Raw genomic sequence first — 1,525 nt, forward strand, 5'->3', positions numbered from 1 at the left:
GCGTTGCGCGCCTCCACCCGCAGCATGCGGCGTCCCTCGGGTGCGACAGTCACGCCGACCACCATACGTCCAGTGCCCTCCCCGGCCCGAACGGGTGTGCAGCCAAAGGTGCCGGGCGCTCAGAGCATGGTGTTGTCGAGGAAGTCGGCCCGAGCCTTCTGACCAGCATCCACGGCATTGACCCACTGCAACCAGCGCTGGGAGTCGATGATCGTCTGCTGCGTGGCTGCGGTCTGGGTGCAACCGCGGCCACCGCCAGGATGATCGCCGTCCACCAGTCGAGGATGCGGTGGCGCTGCTCCCAGCGGCTCTCCGGCTCGTCAGGGGCGACGTCGCGCCCGGGCACGACTCGACGACGCCACGGTGGGGGCCGCGCTCGGTGCTGGGGTCACCCCACCCCTCCGGCGAGGACCTCGCTCAGGTGCTTCTCGGCGTAGGGCAGGACGTCCTGCACCGTGATGACCCGACCGGCTTCGAGCGTCAACGAGGAGACACCGGCATCCGGGATGCCGCAGGGGATGATCGCGTCGGCCCACGACAGGTCGGCATCGCAGTTCAGCGCGAAGCCGTGCATCGTCACCCGCCGGCTCACCCGTACGCCTATCGCCCCGAGCTTGCGGTCCGGACCGCGGTCGTCGGCCAGCACCCACACCCCGCTGCGACCCTCGACTCGCACGGTCTCGACGCCGAACTCGGCCGTGGCGCGGATCATGACCTCCTCGAGGCGTCGCACGTGGGCGACCACGTCGATGGGCACCTCGGGCAGGCTGACGATGGGGTAGCCGACGAGCTGGCCGGGGCCGTGCCAGGTGATCTTGCCGCCCCGGTCGACGTCGATGACGGGGGTGCCGTCGACGGGCCGTTCGTGCGGCTCGGTGCGCTTGCCGGCGGTGTACACCGCCGCGTGCTCGAGCAGCAGCGTCGTGTCGGGGAGGGTGCCGTCGACGACCTGGGCGTGCACCTCTCGTTGGGCCTGCCAGCCCTGCTCGTAGTCGACGAGGTCGGGGGAGAAGCCCAGGTGAACGATCCGCATGCACACACCGTATGCCGCGGCCCTAGCCTTGCGGTATGTCCGCCGATTCGCGTCGCCCCCGCCTGGCCCTCCTCGGTGCCGTCGTCGTGCTGCTCATCTGGCTCGTCGTGGCCGGCCTCGGCGGTGCCGCACAGAGCAAGCTGACCGGGGTCCAGACCAACGACAACTCGACGTTCCTGCCCGAGAACGCGGAGTCCACCCAGGTCAGCGAGGCGGTGGCCCGCTTCGCGAGCAGTGACTCGCTGCCCTACCTCGTCGTCTTCACCCGGGCTGACGGCGCCCCGCTCGCAGCCCCCGACCTCGAGACCGTGGGCCGCTTCGCCGCGGGCGTGCCGGCCCTGGCCCTGCCCGAACTCGGTGACGGCGTGGTGCTCGGTGACTTCCTGGTCGGTGACGCACCTCTTGTCCCGATCCCCTCGCAGGACGGCGCTGCCGCGCTGCTCAGCGTGCCGCTCGACGGGGTCACCGGCACGGCGGCCAGCGGTGAGACGT

General features: G+C 71.1%; 2 protein-coding genes and 1 pseudogene. 1 reads left to right on the top strand and 2 read right to left on the bottom strand.

Annotated features, from left to right (window positions below; translation table 11 throughout):
• Positions 1-119: 119 nt before the first annotated feature.
• Positions 120-275 carry a hypothetical protein gene (locus PLL68_RS15055; protein WP_324535490.1) on the bottom strand — a complete coding sequence of 52 codons (156 nt, stop codon included), beginning with the start codon at positions 273-275 and terminating at the stop codon, positions 120-122.
• Between the two features lie 113 nt (positions 276-388).
• The gene (gene lipB, locus PLL68_RS15060) at positions 389-1,033 is read right to left on the bottom strand and encodes a lipoyl(octanoyl) transferase LipB (RefSeq protein WP_324535492.1); all 645 of its coding nucleotides are present in this window, start codon (positions 1,031-1,033) and stop codon (positions 389-391) included.
• Positions 1,034-1,068: 35 nt separating this feature from the next.
• On the opposite strand from lipB, the pseudogene PLL68_RS15065 reads away from it, so the two are divergent.
• A pseudogene (locus PLL68_RS15065) lies at positions 1,069-1,525 on the top strand (MMPL family transporter); the annotation flags it as partial.

This window comes from Ornithinibacter sp. (assembly GCF_035443565.1).
Classification (GTDB): domain Bacteria; phylum Actinomycetota; class Actinomycetes; order Actinomycetales; family Dermatophilaceae; genus Fodinibacter.